General features: G+C 54.3%; 15 protein-coding genes and 2 pseudogenes. 14 read left to right on the top strand and 3 right to left on the bottom strand.

The window, feature by feature from the left end; translation table 11 throughout:
• Positions 1-61 precede the first annotated feature (61 nt).
• The 4 genes and pseudogenes from RC74_RS09855 to RC74_RS22960 all read left to right on the top strand — a co-directional run.
• Entirely contained in the window at positions 62-2,794 is a 2,733-nt protein-coding gene (locus tag RC74_RS09855) for an aminotransferase class I/II-fold pyridoxal phosphate-dependent enzyme (RefSeq protein WP_039001563.1), read from the top strand.
• Positions 2,795-2,818: 24 nt separating this feature from the next.
• On the top strand, positions 2,819-4,276 hold the full coding sequence (locus RC74_RS09860; protein WP_039001564.1) for a biotin carboxylase: 1,458 nt from the start codon (positions 2,819-2,821) through the stop codon (positions 4,274-4,276).
• A gap of 9 nt (positions 4,277-4,285) precedes the next feature.
• A complete protein-coding gene (locus RC74_RS09865) occupies positions 4,286-5,257 on the top strand; it encodes a C45 family autoproteolytic acyltransferase/hydolase (RefSeq protein WP_039001565.1) in 972 nt (323 codons plus the stop codon).
• Between the two features lie 35 nt (positions 5,258-5,292).
• Positions 5,293-5,481 (top strand): annotated as a pseudogene (locus RC74_RS22960) (DDE-type integrase/transposase/recombinase); the annotation flags it as partial.
• 373 nt (positions 5,482-5,854) lie between these two features.
• Here the strand turns inward: RC74_RS22960 and RC74_RS23535 are convergent.
• Positions 5,855-7,285 (bottom strand): annotated as a pseudogene (locus tag RC74_RS23535) (NAD-dependent succinate-semialdehyde dehydrogenase).
• A 16-nt stretch (positions 7,286-7,301) separates the two neighbouring features.
• Positions 7,302-7,775 carry a hypothetical protein gene (locus tag RC74_RS09875; RefSeq protein ID WP_039001566.1) on the bottom strand — a complete coding sequence of 158 codons (474 nt, stop codon included), beginning with the start codon at positions 7,773-7,775 and terminating at the stop codon, positions 7,302-7,304.
• Between RC74_RS09875 and RC74_RS23740 the strand changes: the two genes are divergently transcribed.
• From RC74_RS23740 to RC74_RS22140, 10 genes are all read left to right on the top strand, one after another.
• Entirely contained in the window at positions 7,675-8,031 is a 357-nt protein-coding gene (locus tag RC74_RS23740; RefSeq protein ID WP_417935179.1) for an Arm DNA-binding domain-containing protein, read from the top strand. The two genes, RC74_RS09875 and RC74_RS23740, sit on opposite strands and share 101 nt — an antisense overlap.
• Before the next feature lie 75 nt (positions 8,032-8,106).
• A complete protein-coding gene (locus RC74_RS23860; RefSeq protein WP_470295039.1) occupies positions 8,107-8,619 on the top strand; it encodes a hypothetical protein in 513 nt (170 codons plus the stop codon).
• Between the two features lie 354 nt (positions 8,620-8,973).
• Positions 8,974-10,029 carry an IS630 family transposase gene (locus RC74_RS09890; RefSeq protein ID WP_062628194.1) on the top strand — a complete coding sequence of 352 codons (1,056 nt, stop codon included), beginning with the start codon at positions 8,974-8,976 and terminating at the stop codon, positions 10,027-10,029.
• 361 nt (positions 10,030-10,390) lie between these two features.
• Positions 10,391-10,960, top strand: a complete 570-nt coding sequence (locus tag RC74_RS09895) for a hypothetical protein (RefSeq protein ID WP_039004572.1) — start codon at positions 10,391-10,393, stop codon at positions 10,958-10,960.
• On the top strand, positions 10,944-11,603 hold the full coding sequence (locus RC74_RS09900) for a tyrosine-type recombinase/integrase (RefSeq protein ID WP_062628195.1): 660 nt from the start codon (positions 10,944-10,946) through the stop codon (positions 11,601-11,603). The genes RC74_RS09895 and RC74_RS09900 overlap by 17 nt, the downstream gene beginning before the upstream one ends.
• Positions 11,604-11,890: 287 nt before the next feature.
• Entirely contained in the window at positions 11,891-12,754 is an 864-nt protein-coding gene (locus RC74_RS09905) for a hypothetical protein (RefSeq protein ID WP_039004573.1), read from the top strand.
• A 97-nt stretch (positions 12,755-12,851) separates the two neighbouring features.
• A complete protein-coding gene (locus tag RC74_RS09910) occupies positions 12,852-13,097 on the top strand; it encodes a helix-turn-helix domain-containing protein (RefSeq protein WP_039004574.1) in 246 nt (81 codons plus the stop codon).
• Positions 13,097-14,407 carry a type II toxin-antitoxin system HipA family toxin gene (locus RC74_RS09915; RefSeq protein ID WP_039004575.1) on the top strand — a complete coding sequence of 437 codons (1,311 nt, stop codon included), beginning with the start codon at positions 13,097-13,099 and terminating at the stop codon, positions 14,405-14,407. Before RC74_RS09910 ends, RC74_RS09915 begins: the two co-directional genes overlap by 1 nt.
• Positions 14,404-15,279 carry an endonuclease NucS domain-containing protein gene (locus RC74_RS09920; RefSeq protein WP_039004576.1) on the top strand — a complete coding sequence of 292 codons (876 nt, stop codon included), beginning with the start codon at positions 14,404-14,406 and terminating at the stop codon, positions 15,277-15,279. Before RC74_RS09915 ends, RC74_RS09920 begins: the two co-directional genes overlap by 4 nt.
• Positions 15,280-15,544: 265 nt before the next feature.
• Positions 15,545-15,742 (top strand): hypothetical protein, encoded by a 198-nt coding sequence (locus RC74_RS22140; protein ID WP_156477441.1) that lies wholly within the window; start codon positions 15,545-15,547, stop codon positions 15,740-15,742.
• A 162-nt stretch (positions 15,743-15,904) separates the two neighbouring features.
• On the opposite strand, the gene RC74_RS09930 is transcribed toward RC74_RS22140, so the two are convergent.
• Positions 15,905-16,627, bottom strand: coding sequence for a hypothetical protein (locus tag RC74_RS09930; RefSeq protein ID WP_039004578.1), 723 nt, complete (start codon positions 16,625-16,627; stop codon positions 15,905-15,907).
• Position 16,628 lies beyond the last annotated feature (1 nt).

Raw genomic sequence — 16,628 nt, forward strand, 5'->3', positions numbered from 1 at the left:
CGTCGGCGGGAGGCCGGCGGACCCTTCTTCGCACATCGAATTATAACTGGGAGAACGATCGATGAATTCCGTCAGCGACTATTATTCGGCGACGCAACTGCGCACAGATAACTGGAGTGCGCTCAGGGAGATAACAGGGTCCTTCGCCAGAAATATGCCGAACAAAATCTCGGCCAAAGACACCGCGAAAACACAGGAATTATTCGAGTCCCTCGCATTGATCGAGCCATACTGGGCCTTTCCAGGCATGGCGGCCTTTATTCATCTTCGTCGTTTGTTCGAACACAATAGCTATGAAGAATTGGCCTTTGCAGTTCACCGTGTGACGCGGGCTCTGACAACGGGCGCTTATCGACGTCGCTCCATTCCCTTGGAACGCGACAGTATCGACAAGGAAGAGTACGACGACGAGTCTCTTCTGTCACCCGAAGTGCGCGCCATGACCAAACCCTATTTTGAGGTTTTGATCGTTGATAATGTCAGCGACCAACAGGAGCGGTGGCTGAAAAACAATGTCACGCGCATGCGTCGTCCAGAAGACCCATTCACCTATGAAGCTGTTGTTGTTCCTAGTTTAGAAGACGCCCTCATTGCGGTCCTGTTTAATCATAACATTCAGGCCATCGTTGTGCGTCCCGGCCTTGTTTTAAAGTCAAAGCTCGACAATGAAATTCTCCATAGTTTCCTGAGCCGAGCAGGGGGAAGCGACGCAATTGACGCGATGCTGCCGGAAAACTATGGCCCAGAACTGTGCCGTCTCATTGAACGGGTGCGGCCAGAATTGGATGCCTATCTGGTCACCGACCGGTCGGTTGAAGATATCGCAGGGCTTGAGTTGGGCATTTGTCGGCGGGTTTTCTATAACCAAGAAGACTTTATGGAGTTGCACCTGAATATCCTTCGGGGTGTTGAAGCACGCAACAAAACACCGTTCTTTACGGCCCTTGTGAACTACTCCAAACAACCGACAGGCGTGTTCCATGCGATGCCGATCAGTCGGGGGAAATCGATTACGCGCAGCCACTGGATTCAGGATATGGGGGCGTTCTATGGCCCCAACATTTTCTTGGCCGAAACCTCTGCGACATCTGGCGGGCTTGATAGCTTGCTCGAACCTCACGGCCCCATCAAAGAAGCGCAAGAACTGGCAAGCCGCGCGTTTGGCTCAAAACAGACGTTTTTTGCCACAAACGGAACCTCAACCTGTAACAAAATTGTCGTGCAAGCGCTGGTGCGCCCGGGTGACATCGTTCTGGTCGATCGGGATTGCCATAAATCGCACCATTACGGCATGGTCCTTGCAGGGGCTGAAGTGGTCTATCTCGATAGCTACCCTCTGAACGAATATTCCATGTATGGTGCTGTGCCGCTGCGTGAAATCAAACATCAATTGCTAGCGCTAAAAGCCGCCGGCAAACTTGATCGCGTTCGCATGCTTTTGCTGACCAACTGTACCTTTGACGGACTGGTCTATAATGTTGAGCGGGTCATGGAGGAATGTCTGGCGATCAAGCCAGATCTTGTCTTCCTTTGGGATGAAGCATGGTTTGCTTTCGCGAGATTCAGCCCGACATACCGCCAACGTACGGGCATGCGCACAGCGAATAATCTGCGCAAGCGCCTAAAGACGGACGAACATAGGGAAGCCTATGAGGCTCAGCAAAAGGTCCTTGGCGATGCCACAGATGAGGAGCTGTTGGACGCACGACTCATTGCGCCGCCCACTGCGCGGATCCGTGTTTATGCCACCCAGTCGACCCATAAAACACTGACGTCGCTGCGACAGGGTTCCATGATCCACGTGAGCGATCAGGACTTTAAGGGCGAGGTCGAGCAGAGCTTCCACGAAGCCTATATGACCCACACTTCCACCTCACCCAACTACCAGATCATCGCTTCGCTTGATGTGGGACGTCGTCAGGTTGAGTTGGAAGGCTTTGAATTTGTGCAACGCCAGATCGAGGCCGCTATGTCTATGCGGCGCGCGATCAGCACGCATCCGCGTTTGCAAAAATACTTCAAGGTTCTGACGGCGGGCGACATGATCCCCGAGCACCATCGCCAGAGTGGAGTGGTCAGCTATTTTGACAATGAGCAAGGCTGGACCGACATGTGGGACTGCTGGCAGCAGGACGATTTTGTTCTGGATGCCACCCGCGTGACCTTGGCCGTTGGCGGCACAGGGTGGGATGGGGACACGTTCAAAAACGATGTTCTGATGGATAAATATGGCATCCAAATCAACAAAACTTCCCGCAATACCGTGTTGTTCATGACCAATATCGGCACAACGCGGTCTTCTGTTGCCTATCTGATCGAAGTGCTGGTTGAGATTGCCAACGAACTTGATGATTTGCTAGATGATGCATCGAAAATGGAACGCTTATCGTTTGATCGTCGCGTTAAAAATCTGACGGAAAACTATCCCCCATTGCCCGATTTCAGCCGGTTCCACGATTCTTTCCGTCCTGACAATGTGACGCCAGAGGGGGATATTCGTACGGCATATTACCTCAGCTACGATGAAAAAAATTGTGACTATCTGGAACTGGAGGGCTCCCTGAATGATGCACTTCAGGCAGGGAAAGAGGTTGTCTCCGCCAGTTTCATCATTCCCTATCCCCCAGGGTTTCCAATCCTTGTGCCGGGGCAGGTCATCAGCAAGGAAATCCTCGCGTTTATGCTGGCGCTCGATGTCAATGAAATACACGGGTATCGCGCCGATCTCGGTCTGCGCGTCTTCACACCCGAGGCCTTGGCTGCCTTGCCCCAAGCCAAAAAAATCAAGAAATAACCGAATTAATGAAGGGACGACACTATGCCTACTGTGCTTAAGAATATCTCAGAAATTCGACGCTTCTTTCACCGTAACGAAGACCCAATCTACTTTATTTCGGCGACGAATTTCAATCTGCTCGGCCTCGACGAATGGGTGAAAAACTTCAAGTATATCTGCTATATCGACTGTTATGGCGGCAAGCATCCCAATGTGTTTTGCCCTTCTGAGCAGCCACACGCGGAATTCCAATCCATTGAGGATATCAACAACTATCTGCTCCAGCACAAAGAGGTCATCGACTTTATTAAGCGGCGCGGTGGCAAACCCAAGTTTGTGTTCCTGATGTTCGACGAGGAAACCGAGCGGTTGTCAAAAGAGTTGGGCGCGGACGTCTGGTTCCCCAAGGCAAAACTGCGCACGGCGATGGACAACAAGATCGAAACCGTCCGCATTGGCAACAAGGCGGGGGTTCCGTCCGTTCCGAATATCCTGTCCGAGGTCACCAGCTACGATCAGTTACGGGAGGTTTGTGAAAAAGGCGGGATCGGGCACGATCTGGTGCTGCAATCGGCCTTTGGCGACAGCGGCCACACCACGTTCTTTATCAAGACCGAGGCCGATTTCCGCCGTCACGAACACGAAATCATCGGTGAAGGTGAAATCAAAATCATGAAGCGGATTGATTGCCGTGGATCGGCGATCGAGGCCTGCGCGACCAAGGAAGGGACGATTGTTGGCCCGTTGATGACGGAACTTGTCGGCTTTGGAGAATTGACACCGTATCGTGGCGGTTGGTGTGGCAACGAAATCCTGTCCACAGCGTTCCCACCAAAAGTCCGCCAGAAAGCGCGCGAGTTGACGTTCAAATTCGGCGAACAGTTGCGCAAAGAAGGCTATCGCGGCTACTTCGAGCTTGATTTCTTGATCGACAAAAAGACGGGCGATATCTGGCTGGGAGAATTGAACCCGCGCATCACGGGGGCGTCCTCGATGACCAACCATGCGGCGTTTGCCCACGCCGACGCGCCCTTGTTCCTTTTCCACTTACTCGAGTTCTCCAAAAAGAAATTCGATCTGGACACATCGGAACTCAATGACCGTTGGGCCAATCCCAACATGATTGATAGCTGGTCTCAGATGGTGATTAAGCACACGGATGATAGCGTTGATATCTGCACGGCAAGCCCAGAAACCGGCATTTACAAAATGCTGGAAGATGGGAGCGTCGTTTATGATCGGTTCGACTATCACAGACGGGCTGTTGAAAGCGAAAACGAAGCGTTCTTCTTACGGATTTTACAACCGGGCGATTATCGCTATGAAGGGGCGGACATTGGTATCCTCGTGACTCGCGGACGCTCAATGACGAAAAGCTTTCAGTTGAATGAGCGCGCGAAAAAGTGGATTCACGGCATTAAGAAATCCGTTGAGGGAACGCCGCTCCCAGTTGCGAGTGCTGGACCTGTGTTGGCGGAGCCCGCATTCAAGATCATGTAAGGAACAGCCATGATTTGGCGTGCTATTAGTGAAGATTTGCCCGGCCCTAAATGGGCCGGGCTTTTCGCCGAATATTGGCCCAGCTATAAACGCTGGTGGCTAAAGGAAGGCGACTCTGCGCGGGCGACTTATTTGGAAAGTCGGCGTGCCCTGAAGGAATACATGCCAGAGCTTATACCGCTCTACGAAGATTTGTGTGATCTGGCAGGCGGTGGCGATCAGGCAGCACGCTTTCTAAGTTTCTACTGTCCCCCTCCGTATTTGTCGGGATGCAGTCAGGCGATCTGGCCAGGAGAAGAGCCTGTTCTGGTGCGTAACTACGACTATGACCCAAACGCTTTTGATAGCCTGATTCTGCGTACAGGTTGGCAGGGGCGGCAGGTGATCGGTACGTCAGACGGGTTGTGGGGGCTGGTTGACGGGATGAACGATGCCGGTCTTGCCATTTCGTTGACATTTGGCGGTCGCCGTGTGGTTGGCAACGGCTTCGGCGTCCCCTTGATCCTGCGCTATGTCCTGCAAACCTGCACCACGGCGGAGGAGGCTGGAGCGGTGTTGTCCCGCGTTCCGACCCATATGAGTTATAATGTTACGGTATTGGATGCCAAACGCCACTATTTGACGGCCATGATGGCCCCTGATCGGCCTGCAATAATCACACATGCCGCCGTTGCGACGAACCATCAGCAGAATGTTGAATGGGTCAGCCATGCGCGGTTTACGGCGACGGTTGAGAGGGAACGTTACTTGCTGCAACGTCTCACCTTGCACCGGGACCCCGAAGAAAAATTCGTCGGCGCTTTTTTGCGACCCCCCCTTTATTCTACCGCATTTGATGCAGGTTTTGGCACAATCTACACGGCGGTCTATCGACCTCGATTGGGTGAAATGCAAATTCGTTGGCCGGGTACGACGTGGGCACAAAGCTTTGACCATTTTCAAGAGGGCGGACGCCAAGTGCAAATTCCCGGCGCCGCATAGGGGAAAACGGCGGAGTCAGAGGAAACTGACCTGAGCGTTTTTGGCGGAACCAGTTCGGCCCATTGTTTGCTTCAGAAATCCGCCGACGGCACGGACCACAACTAAGTGCTTTTTCCAATTGGCAGTGGCACCTGAATGATCTTTTTGTATGGGTAATCGGCGTGCGGCCCTATCTTTGGCGCGCCGTTGATTACGAGGCTGAGGTTTTAGAAAGCTACGTCACCGCCGCTCTTAGAGAATAACGCCCGCTTGGCGTGGTAAATCACAGTCCTTGCCGAGACGAGTTCGAATGCGTCTGACAGCACCCAAATGACTAAGACAAAACAATCTGGTAGTGAACGTGCATTGGAACGCTTTATGCAAACGATTAAAAAAGAACAAAAGAAGGCTGCGGAGACGGGAAGCAGGCCAATCTATGGTCACTTTGTTTAAACGTGTTCTCTAAACGGGCACCTATTAGTTCTGACTAAAAGAGGACGCTTTTGGTGGCTAGGATGCGGCGGTAACCGTACCAAATACATCTACTTAACAAATGCCGCGATCTAGACCTAATTGCGCCGACGTCGGTCGACAATTTTATCCGACACACTGCTCCGCCTACCAGCTGGCCGAAATATACTGTGTTTCCATAAATTCAAGCATGCCTTCATGGCCCCCTTCGCGTCCTAAGCCTGACTGTTTGACTCCCCCAAAGGGCGCTGCGGGATCGGAGACCAAACCCACGGTTCAAACCAACCATACCGTATTCCAGACGCTCACAGACCTGCAGAGCACGCTTCATATTTTCGGAAAAGACGTAAGCCACGAGGCCATATTCCGTGTCGTTGGCGCGTCGGATGACGTCTTCTTGGTCGGTGAAGGCTTGCAGGGCGGCAACGGGGCCGAAAATCTCGTCGTGCACGCAATCAGAGGTTTCTGCGACGTTGGACAAAACGGTTGGCGGGTAAAAGAACCCCTTGCCACTTGGCGCGGTGCCGCCCAGTTCAATTTTGGCCCCCTTGGCAACGGCATCTGCAACAAATGCGGCAACCTTATCGCGCGTATCGGCATTCACCAGTGGCCCAACGTCCACGCTTGGATCGGTCCCGTCGCCCATCGTTAAGGCCGCCATTGCTGCGGTGAATTTCGTGGTAAAGGCTTCGGCCACATCAGTGTGCACATAGAGGCGGTTGGCGGCTGTGCAGGCCTCGCCCAAATTGCGCATTTTTGCCAACATTGCCCCCTCGACGGCGACGTCAAGATCGGCGTCTTCAAAGACGATCAGCGGTGCGTTGCCCCCAGTTCCATTGCTGGCTTCAACACTTGGTCGGCTGCGGAATGGAGCAGCTTTCGACCCACGCCCGTCGAGCCGGTAAAGCTGACAACTCGTACGCGAGGGTCATGCAGCATGTGATCCACCAATGCGCCGGATTTGCGCGAAGGGAGGACATTGACCAAGCCTTTGGGCACGCCAGCTTCCTCCAAAAGCGGCATCAGCGCCAGCATGGTCAGCGGCGTTTCGGAGGCTAGTTTAATGATCACGGCACAGCCTGCAGCCAAAGCGGGAGCGATCTTGCGGGTGCCCATTGCGGCGGGGTAATTCCACGGGGTGACAAGCACCGCGATGCCCGCAGGTTTGTGTTGCACGATGATCCGTGCGCCAGAGGCTGGGGCATGCGTTATCATTCCGTCGGCGCGCACGGCTTCCTCGGAGAACCAGCGGAAAAACTCGGCGGCATAGGTTGCCTCGCCCATCGCATCGGCGCGAGCTTTACCGTTTTCCAACGTAATCAGGTGGGCGAATTCGGGTAAACGGGCCGTCATCAGCTCCCATGCTTTGCGCAAGATTTCGGAGCGCTGGCGTGGGGTTTGGGCCGCCCAAAGCGCCATCGCGGCCTCGGCGGCATCAAGGGCGGCATCGGCGTCGGCGATTTCCGCAGAGGCTACAGAAGCAAGCACCTCTTCGGTTGCGGGGTTCATCACGTCAAAACGGGTGCCGGATGCACCAGTACGCCATTGGCCGTCAATGTAGAGGTCAGTATGTTTCATTAGGGTCTCCAGAATATCAAAGTAAGTGGCGCAAAGGGTCGGTCAGGCGATCAGCGAATTCAGAAATAAGCTGGATGGCCTGCGCGTCGGAGAGCTGATCGGGCGTGAAATCAAGGCAGATCAGATAGGTATCTCCCTCGGTGGCGATGCTGAGGGAAGGCGCGTCCCAACCCGCGAGGCGCAGACTGGAAATCGGGCTGGCGCTTAAATCCCGCAGGGCCAAATTGGCGCGGGCGTCGGGGTCACTCTCAGGCAAAAACGACAAGCGCGCCCGGTCAGGATTTGTCAGACGACGCCCTTCTGCTTGGAGGTCCAATAGCGAAATAACCAGTTCATCATCGCCCGCTTGGAGCGCGCTTCGCAGCGCGGCGGCGGCAAAAGCGGCCCAGATGGCAGAGGGTGCGAGCGTGACATTGCCCTCGTTCTGCATCCAGTCAACAAAGTCGCGCGCGCCAGCACCCGGAACTCGTGCGGTGATTTGGTTCGGCAATGTTGCGCTTTGCTGTGCCGTTTGCGAACCGGTTGGGGGTATTAACAAAGACCATGACGTGACCGGCCTGAGGCTGAGAGCATACGCCAGCGGGAAACGCCGCTGGTCATTTTTAAGCCGTATCCGTGGCACGAACACACGCCGCACGGTCGATTTAGGCGACGGTAAGCTTATGCTGCTGAGCAAGGCCCGTGACGTAGGGCGTAAGTTGCGTAACGACTTCTCCCAAGGGATAGACACCATTGGCGAGGCCTAGCTGGAGCGCACGACGAAGAAACGCACCTTTAATGAGGCCGTAGCCAGCTACCTCTACCAATTTGAGTGCGGCAAGTTGCGTCACCAAGGCGACAGGGTTCCACGGCCGCGCTCTGCGCAGACAGAACGCGCTGATCTGGTGATCGCCTGTGAGGTTCTAGGCGATATGCCGATCACAGAGATAGATAGGGCAGGGGCCAACCGTCTCTATGACGCGACCGCATCCCGCGCGGCAACGGCGAGAGGTCGGATTGTAGGAGCCGCGCGGCGCGTGTTGCGCCAAGAAATGCTAACTGGCGTTATTGAAGCGAACCCTATGGATTTGGTCGGCAGTATCAAAGCCAGCGCCGCCAGAGCGTGCAGGAAGCCAGAGTTACCCCTCGCCCGCGGCGGAAGCCGATTCGGATGGCTCAACCACGATTTGGTTCTCGCCGATCCAGCCGGACGGCGTCGGCAGGGGGAACTGGATCCAGACGGTGCCGGACAAGGGCTGGTTCGTGGCCCTACGGCTCTACAGCCCGCTCGAGCCCTTCTTCGACAAGAGCTGGCGCATCAGCGAGATCGTACTGGCAGAGTAACTCTTGCGTAGAGACGGCAGCACAGAGTATTCGGCGGAAGCGCGGCGTGCCAAAGGTTCCCAGTGGGCCTGAAAGCACGAACCGCCCCTGCCAGAAGCTGCCGCCTTCGAACTCGGAAGCAGCATCGATGGCGCATGGTGGATACCGGTCCAACTCAGCCAGCCATAAACCGCTGAGTTGGATGCGCGCTGTTCCGAAGGCTCGGTGGTTCCAAGCGGCGTTCTCCTCTGTCCTGTCGACGGCGATCAGGGCAACGCCACTGTATTTACGGGAAAACTGAAGCAGTGATTATCTCTTATACTCGGCGTTTTTGAACACCCGACTTTTGCATTGGTGGACTGAGCGAATGAGTTTCAGGTGTCTTTATGATCCGCCCTAATTTTCTTACCACTGCAGACCGCCTTGAGCTTTTATCCTGCGTGAAGCGCCAGCGTGAGGATTACGGGGTTGCGCGGCGGGCGAATGCGCTTTCGCTGCTGAATGATGGGATGTCATGTGCCCAAATCGCAAAGGTTCTGTTTCTGGACGACGACACGGTGCGCAGCTGGCACAAGCAATATTTGGCTGAGGACTGGGAGGCCGTCGCCTACGATGGGTGGAAAGGCGGGCAGTCACGGATGACGATTGCTCATGAGGCGGATTTGAGCGAATGGCTTGAGGAACGGTTCTGCCGTTCAACGGCGCAGATCAGAGCCTATATGGGTGCAAAATTCAACATCCACTATTCTCATTCTGGCTGCATCAAGCTTCTGGCCCGTCTGGGGTTCGAGTATCGCAAACCAAAGGCGTTGCCCCGTGTGGCTGACGTTGAAAAGCAGGCCGCATTCATCGCATTTCATACGAACCTACTGAATAACTTGCCTGCCGACGAGGCCGTCTACTTCTCGGATGCAGTTCATCCGGAATATCAAAGCAAACCCAGCCATGGTTGGGCTCGCAAAGGGTCAAATCCCGCCATCCAAACGACATCTGGGCGCGTGAACATTCACGGCGCTCTGAACCTGGAAACCTTTGACGCGCCCTTCGTTGAACCAACCACCGTCGATGGGGTCAGCTCCGTTCAGCTTCTCGCCAAAATTGAGGCCAGAAACCCTGACAAACGTATCATTCACGTCATTTGGGACAATGCCCCATACCACAAAGGCCCCAATGTCAGAGCGTTCCTGTCGCGCAAAAACTGTCGCATTCACCTGATCCAACTACCGCCCTATTGCCCTCATCTCAATCCCATTGAGAGGCTCTGGGCCGTCATGCACAGCCACGTCACCCATAATCGGCACTATCCAACGCAAAAACACTTCGCCAACCCAATCTTGAACTTTATGCGAGAGGTCGTCCCAAAAAAGTGGCGCAACTTTCGAGATCAAGTAACTGATAACTTCCGCATCATCTCACATCGCAACGTTCGGGTTGTGCTGTAGCCGCTGTATAATATATTTATTTAGTGACACCACTTGTTGGAGCTCCTAAATGGTTTGGGGCAAACAGCGCAAAAAAGCGAAGTAAACAGGCAGCCCTGAACGCGTTCAGGTAACGAATTGTTACAGTGTCATATATGTAATTAGTGACACCGTTCAGGCAAAAGCTTTCATATCAGTTGTTTCACGAGAATCTCACAAATAGACACAGCCAATAGAATTTGCATGGGACATACGGCCTCATTCAACCCTTAGGATGCGTAATATTGATACAAGGCGCGAGGCATGGATAGGGACTGTTACCCCTCTAAAGAAGTGTGCTTCGACTTGGTGGCACTAATAATAAATTTGGTCTAGGGATAAGATGGCGACAAACATTGAACAAAAGGCAATCGGGTTGCTGAACGCATTTGAGAATGCAGGTAAATCAGTAAGCCGTGTCATGATCGAGGGCGCAAAATTGAAATCGTTCTCGACAGAAAAATCGAAAACGATGAATTTGAAAGGATTGATATGCGCCATGGCAAAACGTGAACTCCCAAAACATGTCTATCTGCAAAAGAACGGCTTGTACTTTCAGCGTCGGGGGTGCCCCTCCAAGAAGTTCGAAAAACAATTCGGAACGCCGGAATTCTGGAAAGAATATGCGGACATACTTGGGGGGAAACAGGCCTCGCCGCGTGTGATCCCGCGCAGTTTTTCGGCTCTTATAAGTGATTACCGTAAATCACCCCGATACAAAAACCTCAAGCCACGTACCTCTCTCGACTATGATAAATACCTCGACTTCTTCGGGTCCATCATGGGCGAGGCTAGCCCGACAAATTTGAAGCGCAAGGACGTTATTCGCCTTCGCGATTCTAATGCGGAAAAGGCCTATTTCGCCAACTATTCTCTACGGGTGTTACGTGTTCCTCATGGAACACTGCGTTGATTTAGGGTGGCGAGAAACGAACCCCGCCAGAGGCGTTCCAGAGCTTAAAACTGAAAAGCACGAGCTTTCACCTTGGCCGCTGGAATTGCTTGCCGCTTATCGGCAGGCTTGCGCTCAAGGGACAAGAGAGCGCTTGGTCATGGAGCTTTGCCTCAGTACTGGGCAAAGGATTGGTGACGTCCTTGAAATGCGCTGGTCGGACATTCAGGATGGTGCTGTTTTTGTACGGCAGAACAAAACATCTAAAGAACTTTGGGTGCCAATCCTTCCAAAGCTTCAAGCGGCCCTCGACGTAGCAAGTCGACATTCGGTTTTCATCCTTACAAACGAACGCGGGACAAACCGCTGGTCGTACCGCGGTGCTTCACAAGCAGTACGGAACGTGCGGGAGAAAATAGGCGCTCTCGACTTCGACATTCATTGCTGGCGCTACAACGCCGCCTGTGAGCTTCTAGAGGCGGGATGTGCAGATGACCTAATTGCCGCCGTTACGGGGCAAAGTCCGGCTATGGTGAGCCACTATACAAAGCAAGTTCGGCAGAAAAATAGAGCGCAAGAAGCGCAAAAAAGCGAACAGAACAAAAACAGAATGTTTAGACATTTGTTTAGACGTTCGAAAGCGCAGAGCACGCAATTTCGTTAAGTTATTGATTTTAAATGGAGGCGAGTAGGAGAATCGAACTCCTGTACACGGATTTGCAATCCGGAAAGTTTCTCTGATTTAATAGGGAAAAATTGTAAACGGACTTGTTTCGTTCACGGTCACTTTTCAATGGGTTACGAGGCCGAGGTAAACGGTTTTTCGCAGGTCAAAAGGCAAAGAAAAACCGCTGAGGGGGCGGCCACCCACCTCAACGGCATAGAAGAATTTTTCTCCCCTCGTTATTATGCGAATTTCGACCTGACCTCAAGCCAATTGGCGGTGAGATTATGAGTTGGCGTGTTGCAAATGAATGCGCAGAGCGTCGATTTGGTAGCGCCGCGCGCAAACAGATCATCATGTTCCTGGCTGATAAGGCCAGCGATGACGGCTCGGGGGTCTGGTGCTCCAAAGGAACGATCCAGCGCCACACAGAGCTTAGCGAAAGCACAGTGAAGCGCACGATCATCGACTTCCTGCAGGAAGGCATTTTGATCGAGACCGGGAGGCGGCATTGTAAGAACGGCTACACCGTCATTTACCGGATTGCTCTCGAACGCGTGGCCTCGATGGAAACCACTGCAGAACCCGATGTTTTGACGGGGGTCACTGTGAACCCCGTCCAGCCTGAACCCGGTACGGGGTCCACAGTGACCGGGGTACGGGGTTCACGGTGGACCCCAAACCATCCTAAAACCATCCATAAACCACCTACGCGCAGGCGCGAGGTGGCGGAGGAGGTTGAATATCTTGAATCTGAGAAAATCCTCGCAGTCTATCCCGAGGACAGGATCCGAGACCAGCGGACCAGTCTGCGTCTGATTGCAGCGGCCGTGAAGGCCGGTGTGAAGCCCGACGACCTGCTGCAGGCGGTCAAAGCCTACGCGAAGGAGAGCGAGGGCTACACGCGGAGCAAGGTCTGTTTCTCGGACAACTGGTTCAAGATGCGTCGATGGGAGAAGGGGCTTGCCCAGATACAAGCCGATCGCGAGAAGGCGCGAGAGGCCGAAGTCAACGGCCGTACCCGGCTCGCCAGCTGGATCCATGAGCGTCATCCCATGTGCCGTCATATCACCAATCGACAGATTGAGGATCTGGTCGCCTCAAAGCTCGTGACGCCTGAGAAGTTGCGTGCGGCGGGGCTGCAGGCATGAGCTCAGCCAGTAAGTTACGCTATAGCGTAAAATATGTAAATTTACGTTGCGGCGTAATTTGTTTTGATTTACGCTGTAACGTAAAGGGAGCCGCATCATGGACCTCACAGCACGAACAGCCGAACAGATCGGCGAAGCACTCCGCCGAACCCGCAAGACGCGCGGCTGGACACAAGGCGATATCAGCGCGCGCACTAATTTGCGTGTCGCGACGATTTCATCGCTCGAGAATGGCGATGCAGGCACCAAGCTGGCCACGGTGCTGGCCATTATGGCCGCGCTTGGGCTCGAGTTTCGGTTGGTTGAGCGCGGCGGATCGCTTGAGATTGAGGACATCTTCTGATGGCGAAGCACGGGCGTAGCGGCACAATGCAGGTGCTTTTGAATGGACGGTTGGTGGGGGCCCTACGTCTCGCGGGCTCTGGCGCGATTAGCTTTACCTATGATCCGGAATGGTTGGCGTGGGAACATGCCATGCCCATCTCGCTTTCGCTCCCTTTGCGTGAAGAGGGACACCAGGGCGGGCCAGTCATCGCCTATCTGGAAAACCTCCTTCCAGACAATCAGGCGATCCGAGAGCGCGTCGCGGCGCGGGTTCGTGCGGGCGGCACTGATGCCTGGCACATGTTGGAGAAGATAGGGCGCGATTGCGTAGGGGCGTTGCAATTCGTCTCGGGCGATTTTTCCGAGATGGGCGCGCTCGAAGGTGAACCTGTTACGGAAGCACAAATTGCCGACATGCTGCGCAATCTGGCGAGCGCTCCTCTCGGGTTGAAGGAAGATGATGACTTTCGCATTTCCATTGCAGGTGCGCAGGAGAAAACCGCGCTACTTCGCCATGAGGGTGAATGGATCCGTCCATCGGGCATGACTCCCACTACCCATATCTTCAAGACCCAGCTCGGTGTGCTGCCAGGTGGCATTGATCTGTCCGACAGCGTCGAAAACGAATTCTTTTGCATGAGTTTTTGCCGCGCCATGGGCATGGATGTGGCCGAGGCCGAGATCGTCGACTTTGAGGATGTGCGCAGTCTTGTGGTTACGCGGTTCGATCGACGCTGGACCAAGGACGGTCGGTTGATCCGCCTCCCGCAGGAAGATTTCTGCCAGGCACTCTCTGTGCCGCCCAGTCAAAAATACCAAATGGATGGCGGGCCCGGGATCACTGAAGGCATTGGCCTGCTGGCAGGCAGTGACGATCCTGAGGCCGATCAGCGCGCCTTCTTCCGCGCGCAGGTGCTGTTCTGGCTCTTAGGGGCGACGGACGGGCACGCAAAGAATTTCAGTATTGCGCTGCGTCCCGGAGGTTTCCGTATGACGCCGCTTTATGATGTTTTGAGCGCTCAAAAAGCCGTTGATGACGGTCAAATCCGCCAGAACCGGATGCGCCTCGCCATGGCGGTGGACGGGCACTATCGGATCAACGAGGTGGTGCCGCGCCACTTTCTGCAGGTGGCAAAGGGGGCGGGGTATGGTGTTACGCTGGCGGAGGAAGTGTTGGCGGATGCCGCAGAACGAATTGAACTTGCCATTGAGAAAACGGTTTCGGGTATGCCCACGAATTTCCCTGAAGACTTGGCTCAAACCATTGCAGACGGCGTCAGGCAGCGAACGGCATCCCTTATGATTCACAAGGGGGACCGCACGGAATGACCAAGCTTGAACTTCCAAATGGGATTCTATTGGAGGAGATAGAGGAAGGCCTTCTCGTTCAGCAAGGCACGGAGGCTTATGTCGCGCGCAATTGGTGCCTGTCTGCACCCGTTATCGAGCTTGTGGAAGCGGCAATGGTGGCGGGTCTGAACTGGATGATCCGCACCGATCACCCGCGCCGCAATGCGCGCTGGCCAAACCGGCGCGGCGTGGTCTATCTGGCGTTCTCCCCGTCAGAGCATCAGCAATGGGCTTTGGCCATAGATACGTTTCGACCGGTTAGTGGTGAGTTCGGGCATGGGGTGTTCAACGGAAAATATCACGAGCAATTCGTGAAGCTTGGGCTGCCCTTCACCTTTGAGAAGCGTAACAAAGGGGCGGGGCATCTGGTTGTCGCGCGTGAACATGTCTTGCCAACCCTTGCGGCTTTGCGCGAGCTTGAGCATCAGGTTCTTGATCTGGGTCGCACTGAGCGTAGCCATGCTGGATTTGCCACGGAATACGAAATTCAACGGGCGATCTTGAACCATTGGGCGGAAACTCCGTTCGCTAGGCGTCACGTCATCGTGCAGGACGAATACCCAGTGGACGGTGGATTGAATTCCCGCCGGATTGATGTGCTGGCGCAGGATCCAAAATTGGGTGATTGGCTTGTGATCGAGATCAAACGGGCCGAGGCCAATATGGATGCTGTGCGGCAGGTCGAGGACTATCTGCTGGCACTCGGTCAGAAAGACGCATTTGCGTTCGGCAAGCTGGAAGGCGTGCTGATCGCCGAGCGCATATCAGTAGCGGTGCGTGAGGCCGCTCTGCACGCCGGGATTGCCGCTTATGAGATCGAATGGCCTTCGGCGCTGCGTCGGGTGGCATAACCTAACCAACGAAGAACTTTTCTGCTGTTTCGGTGCAAGTTTTGCGAGGCAGCTCAGTCTGCTGCAGCCAAAGCCGGATCCTCAATGTCATGTTTCTGACTGCTGAACATAAGCGGGCAGCCGTGCAAGACGCGGTGCGCGCACCGCTTCAACAGGAAAATTCCCCTGCGCCAGCGCATTCCTCGCGAGGCAATTTTCCCGCTGACATCCCCTTGGTGCCCGCCTTGGTCATGTTCATCGAAACACTCAAAGTGAGGATCAAACAATGGCTACTCAAACTCTGAAACTGAACGTCAAATCCGGCGAAAAAGACGGCAAGAACTTCTGGGACCGCTGCGGCGTCCTCTTCGTCAACACCGATGACACAGGCAACATTACGTCGATCAACGTCAAACACAGCATGTTCCCAGATGTCGAAATGGTCGCCTTCCCGCGACGCGACGAAGATACGGTCGCCGAATGACTGATTTGCCGGGGCGGGTTGCCCGCCTCGGCGAAGCCTATATTGAATGCCTGAAGCCGCCACATTATGTCTGCGCGGGCAGTTCCAGTTTGGAGAAATGCTGACGATTCAATGAAATCGATTTTTCATTTAGTATGATTGCTATCGCAATCATCGCTGCTTCTACTGTTCTGTGATCAAAGAAACAATTTGGCTTCCAGTGCTATCCGCGCGTAAGTCGACGTCTGGTGCGGAAGACAGGACAAAGCCAAGGTTCTCGCCAAGTCCAAATGGATAAATCACCGGTTGCGCCTCCAATGTCCCGATCCCGACAGGACGCCCAACAGATTTTAGCACAGCCTTGGTCATCCAACGCACCAGATCCGGTGTTTCCAGAGCGACGATTTTCTTTCGGGTGAGTGTCTTGCCGTTGTCACTGCGATCGAGGGTTTCCCAATCGATTTGAGATTGAAGGACCATGTTGGTCATCCTTCTTGTCCCTTCACGTTCTCCGTAGATTTCGGCCATCCGACGATGCACCTCAGCCGTGGTGCAGTCGCCTTGAAGTGAGGTCAATCGCCCGACGATTTCAGCCACTTTTGCGAAGAAGGGATAGGTCACGATTGCCATCCCCCATGTGAGAGCGGCTGGCGACGTGGACGGCACTGATTGAAAAAGTTCAACGGCTCCTTGCGCAAACGGCTCAACTTCTTTCCGCGGCTCAAGCCAAAGTCGGTTCAGTACAGTTTTGGTTTTCTTTTTGGCAGCTAGTCCTGAATGCGCTTCATCCAACATGGCTTCAAGTTCGTCGGTCTCGGCGAGACCCGCTCTGACTTCCATCGCTTTTCTCGCCCAGTCGAGTCGAATAAAGCGGTCAAATCCAATCTGAGGTGCTGTCGGTCTCATG

Origin of the sequence: Falsihalocynthiibacter arcticus (assembly GCF_000812665.2) — a bacterium.
Classification (GTDB): domain Bacteria; phylum Pseudomonadota; class Alphaproteobacteria; order Rhodobacterales; family Rhodobacteraceae; genus Falsihalocynthiibacter; species Falsihalocynthiibacter arcticus.

Excerpts from the sequence above, each read along its gene's own strand:
- RC74_RS09920 (WP_039004576.1), top strand. The coding sequence starts at position 14,404 with ATGACCAAGCTTGAACTTCCAAATGGGATTCTATTGGAGGAGATAGAG.
- RC74_RS09865 (WP_039001565.1), top strand. The coding sequence starts at position 4,286 with ATGATTTGGCGTGCTATTAGTGAAGATTTGCCCGGCCCTAAATGGGCC.
- RC74_RS09930 (WP_039004578.1), bottom strand. The coding sequence starts at position 16,627 with ATGAGACCGACAGCACCTCAGATTGGATTTGACCGCTTTATTCGACTC.
- RC74_RS09900 (WP_062628195.1), top strand. The coding sequence starts at position 10,944 with ATGGAACACTGCGTTGATTTAGGGTGGCGAGAAACGAACCCCGCCAGA.
- RC74_RS09910 (WP_039004574.1), top strand. The coding sequence starts at position 12,852 with ATGGACCTCACAGCACGAACAGCCGAACAGATCGGCGAAGCACTCCGC.
- RC74_RS09915 (WP_039004575.1), top strand. The coding sequence starts at position 13,097 with ATGGCGAAGCACGGGCGTAGCGGCACAATGCAGGTGCTTTTGAATGGA.
- RC74_RS09860 (WP_039001564.1), top strand. The coding sequence starts at position 2,819 with ATGCCTACTGTGCTTAAGAATATCTCAGAAATTCGACGCTTCTTTCAC.
- RC74_RS09890 (WP_062628194.1), top strand. The coding sequence starts at position 8,974 with ATGATCCGCCCTAATTTTCTTACCACTGCAGACCGCCTTGAGCTTTTA.
- RC74_RS22140 (WP_156477441.1), top strand. The coding sequence starts at position 15,545 with ATGGCTACTCAAACTCTGAAACTGAACGTCAAATCCGGCGAAAAAGAC.
- RC74_RS09855 (WP_039001563.1), top strand. The coding sequence starts at position 62 with ATGAATTCCGTCAGCGACTATTATTCGGCGACGCAACTGCGCACAGAT.
- RC74_RS09895 (WP_039004572.1), top strand. The coding sequence starts at position 10,391 with ATGGCGACAAACATTGAACAAAAGGCAATCGGGTTGCTGAACGCATTT.
- RC74_RS09905 (WP_039004573.1), top strand. The coding sequence starts at position 11,891 with ATGAGTTGGCGTGTTGCAAATGAATGCGCAGAGCGTCGATTTGGTAGC.
- RC74_RS23740 (WP_417935179.1), top strand. The coding sequence starts at position 7,675 with ATGGCAGAGGGTGCGAGCGTGACATTGCCCTCGTTCTGCATCCAGTCA.